Source organism: Dysgonomonas sp. Shenzhen-Wh21 (assembly GCF_043392705.1).
Lineage (GTDB): Bacteria > Bacteroidota > Bacteroidia > Bacteroidales > Dysgonomonadaceae > Dysgonomonas.
The window spans coordinates 1-4,109 of record NZ_JAIXHZ010000022.1 but is presented as its reverse complement, the minus strand read 5'-3'; the positions used below and the strand labels follow the sequence as shown (position 1 = coordinate 4,109).

At 37.7% G+C, this 4,109-nt stretch carries 6 protein-coding genes; all 6 read left to right on the top strand.

The window, feature by feature from the left end:
- Window positions 1-433, top strand: a 433-nt coding sequence (locus tag LDB17_RS01005) for a hypothetical protein (RefSeq protein ID WP_393924835.1), incomplete at its 5' end; no start/stop codon positions are given.
- 2 nt (window positions 434-435) lie between these two features.
- Window positions 436-612, top strand: coding sequence for a hypothetical protein (locus tag LDB17_RS01000; protein ID WP_252636394.1), 177 nt, complete (start codon window positions 436-438; stop codon window positions 610-612).
- Window positions 609-1,037 carry a YopX family protein gene (locus LDB17_RS00995; RefSeq protein WP_252636395.1) on the top strand — a complete coding sequence of 143 codons (429 nt, stop codon included), beginning with the start codon at window positions 609-611 and terminating at the stop codon, window positions 1,035-1,037. The genes LDB17_RS01000 and LDB17_RS00995 overlap by 4 nt, the downstream gene beginning before the upstream one ends.
- A 73-nt stretch (window positions 1,038-1,110) precedes the next feature.
- Window positions 1,111-2,178: an ATP-dependent Clp protease proteolytic subunit gene (locus tag LDB17_RS00990; protein ID WP_252636396.1), complete on the top strand. Its 1,068-nt coding sequence runs from the start codon at window positions 1,111-1,113 to the stop codon at window positions 2,176-2,178.
- Between the two features lie 3 nt (window positions 2,179-2,181).
- The gene (locus LDB17_RS00985; RefSeq protein WP_252636397.1) at window positions 2,182-3,138 is read left to right on the top strand and encodes a hypothetical protein; all 957 of its coding nucleotides are present in this window, start codon (window positions 2,182-2,184) and stop codon (window positions 3,136-3,138) included.
- A 4-nt stretch (window positions 3,139-3,142) separates the two neighbouring features.
- Entirely contained in the window at window positions 3,143-3,727 is a 585-nt protein-coding gene (locus LDB17_RS00980; protein WP_252636398.1) for a hypothetical protein, read from the top strand.
- Window positions 3,728-4,109: the final 382 nt, after the last annotated feature.

Sequence of the window (4,109 nt, the reverse complement as noted above, 5' to 3'; positions counted from 1 at the left end):
GTTTTTACCAGCCATAAAAATAGTCGAATTTGCCATTGCAGATTTTGTGACTATCGTAGCGAATGAAAAAATCGCTCACGGAATTCCAATCCAGATAGTCGGTACTTTTACCACTATCTGTATAGAAGGACTTGCTGCAGCAAGTTATGAAACCAAACGTGTATCAGGTCAAGATATATATACCTCTAAGATGGTTATGAGAATCGGCGAACAACAGGTTATGCCGTGGAACCTGGAAACATTCCTCGCAAACAGGAATATAGTTTACCGATTGACAGATGTAAACAATCGTCAGTGGCTGATGGGAACCAACGAGATGCCATTTCCCATATCAACAGCGAAACATGATAATCCGGCCGAACCTTCGGGCGTAAATATTACTGAGCTCGAGATAACTTATTCGAATCTCTTTCCATTTTTAGAAATAGAATAGTCATGCAAAAACAAGAAGGCCAAATAAATTTAAAACAGCTTGCTAATGCAGCGAGAAGTATAGCTCCCACTTTTGCACAAGTCTCACAGCATCTATATAAGTTGGTAGAATGTGCAAATAAAAATCAAAAACAACAGGTAGAATTATTGAAGGCAGCACTTAAAATTAAGAATGAATGAGAGAAATAATATTCAGAGGCATAGACGAAGATGATAAGAAATCGTGGCTTTATGGATTTTATACGCAATTTTTACATCAAGAGCGCGGAATGATATCCTGTATAACGACAATAGAATCAAACTTCAGTAAAGTTATGGGAGTTATACCCGAAAGTATCTCTCAATTTTCATCATTCTATGATACTTCAACAAAGCCTAATAGAATATTTGATGGTGATATTATTCAAAGATATTATGCTGACGATAAGCCAACCTATATAATTATTGATTTTCAAGACGGGATATTCGGATATAAGAGTATTAATAAAAAACATGATTATTTTCTTCCTATAACTGAGTATGATATTAAAACATATAATTGGCGGGTAGTAGGTGACATTTACCATGATAATATAGATAAATTCATAAAAAAGAACAAATCTTAGTCTTTTTACATACCCTATATTCTATATAAAGTTGCATTGAAATTAATAACGATGCAACTTTTTTCTTTTTAATATGGAATATCAAATAGACCTGGACGGCTATATAGGTGATTACTTTAACGGACGCAAGTGGGTAAAGAATAAGCTGTCTGAAAATAAAAACAAGCCGGTATATGTCCGTACAAATTCTTTGGGCGGTAGCGTAAATGATGCTCTTGATATTGCCGCTCAATTTGAGTCGCACGGTGATGTAACAGTTGATATGTTCTCGTTCAATGCTTCTGCAACTACTGTTTTGACTTTAGGTGCTAATAAAGTGCGTGCTCACATCGATTCTCTATATCTCATTCACAAAGCAATGTCATGGGTAGACGCCTGGGGTATGATGAACGAAGACGATATACAGGCCCTTATTGATCAACTTGAAAAAGAAAAGAAGGAAAACGAGAAAGTTACACTCGTTTTAGCCCGTAAATATGCTGTTAAAACAGGGAAAAGTATAACTGATGTACTTAATCTGATGAAGCAAGCGACATGGCTGACAGCAAATGAGGCTAAAGAATGGGGCCTGGTAGACGAAGTATTCGGAAAATCTACCGGAAAAGTAAATTTCACCCCCGAAATGAAAGAAAAGTTCAATGTTGCAGAACTTCCTTTCCCAACTATCCGGAACAATCAGGAAGAAACAAAAGGCCTGTTAGAAAAAATAGAAGAAAAACTTGATGTATTCAAAAATGATATTCTTTCCCGGATAGGTAAAAATACAAACAAAGAAAAAACTGACGAAAATCCTGTAATAAATATGAAAAAAGACTGGACTCACATCAATACCCTTCTGGGAGTAGAAGGTATTGAACTGACCGAAGGAAAAGCCAATGTTTCCGAGGATCAGTTAACCAAAATGAACGACGCCCTTAAGTCAGCTAATGATGACAAACAAGTAGCATTAGACAATCTGACAAAGAAATCTACTGAGTACGATCAGCTTAAAGCTGATTATGACGCCCTGAAAGCCTCGCCCGGTGCAGGCTCTGATCCTGTGAATAAAAATTCAGATACGGGTAAAGGTAAAGGTTTTGAAGATGCCGAACTGAAAGCATCTATCGAAGCTAAAAAAATGTATGACATGCTAACTAAATAAAATATGGCAAATATTGTAATATCACCCGATGAGCTGAAAAAATCAGCTCATGAATTCCGGAAAATGTTATTAACATTGCCGGCTATCGCCTTGCAATCGTCCTTACCTTACGTTACACTCAGGACTGGTGTTCAATACAAATCTACAGTAGGTCAAATTAATGACGGTTCTCAATTTGGGCCTTACGATCCTAATCGTAAAAGTGGAGATGTAACCATCAAAGGAAGAACACTTGAGACTTATCTAGGATCAGTGATCAAAGAATTTGATCCCAATACCGTATTACAATCAGTATACGGTAGTCTTGTGATACATGGTCAGGCGCTTACACGTACAGAAATTGTTAAGGCTGTACTTTCTGCTATGATGCTGAGTTTGTCTGAGGGACTAAACTCTTCATTGTTTACCGCAGTAAGAAACGATTCCGGAACATTGAGTAAAGACTTATTCAATGGTTTTGATACTATTGCTAAGAGTGAAATCACAGCCAATAATATCACTACTACATTGGGTAACCTATATGAATTCTCGGAAGCAATAGACTCTACAAATGCCGTAGATGCTCTTAAAACATATTATCGGGCAGCAAAAGATGAGTTGAAAGGAGTGCCAACTCAAATGCTTGTACCTTTTGCCGTAAAAGAAGCCTATGAGGACGATTATCAGGCCACTGTTGGTGCTACACCGTATAATACATCTTTCGAAAAAAGATATCTTGAAGGAAGTGGCGGTAAATGTGAAATCGTTGCATTATCGAATAAAGCCGATTCAGACATCATCCAGTTGACACAAAAGACTAACATGATTGTCGGTACAGGTAACGGAAACGACCTTGAAAGTGTGGATATAGACAAGTTTGCACCATTCATGGTAACACTCTCTTCTGCTATCATATTCGGAACCCAATATGAGAGCATTCATGCTAAGAAATTATTAATCGGCAAACTGCATACGACTTAATATTATGTCATGTACACCACTAGACCCCAACTCACTGGAATGGTGTGAGGGTCAAACTAATTTACCGGGATTGCGCAAAAAGGTGTTTTTCACACCTAAAAGCAATATAGTGAAATGGCCAACTCGTCCTACAGCATTAACTGCCGGACAAACAATGGGCAAACTGGCTACATACGTAGGAAACTTCGAACTGGCAGCCGAAAAGGTTTGGCAATCGATGGATATAACAGTAGACAGATCACCTGCTACAGCAGAAGTTCAAGGCTCGAAACCGTCTAAAACATATCTCAACCAGGCTGTTTTAGTTGTTCCGAACGTTGATGCTGAATCTGCCGGATTATCCCAGATAGCAGCTAACAGTGATCTTGTTTATCTTGTACAGGACAAACCGGGTAGATATCGAGTGATAGGTAACGAGATGTATCCTACCAATACAGATGTGGCAATGGCTCTAGGTGGTGCTGCCACGGACGAAATGGGTACTACAATCACAGCAAACTGTACCGATATTTGCCACATGCCTTTTTATGAAGGCGAGATTGAAACTGCAGACGGTATTATCAATCCATCCGATCCTGATACTCCGTAAAATTCCTTATAAGAAAGTTTTTTAGTTAATCTGTAAAAAGAGGCTTTTGCAACGGCAAAGCCTCTTTTGTCTTTTATATGGCATTAGGTAATTACTAGTTTTGATCTAAAATTAAATCCCAATTGAGATGATGCTTTGCAAGTAATATGGGTTCGGGTGTTGTGTGTGCGAGGAAACAACACATATAATTTAAAGTAGTTTGGCAAACGAAATATCTGAAACGATAAGTCGCATTATGAAAACAAAGCCAATATAACGTAATATTGAATATAAACGCCTGACAGCCTGGAAAGACAGGCTTTTATTAATTAATTAATCAAATACTATTATGGCTTTGTTTTCATAATGCGACTTATCGTTTCAGATATTTCGTTTGCCAAAC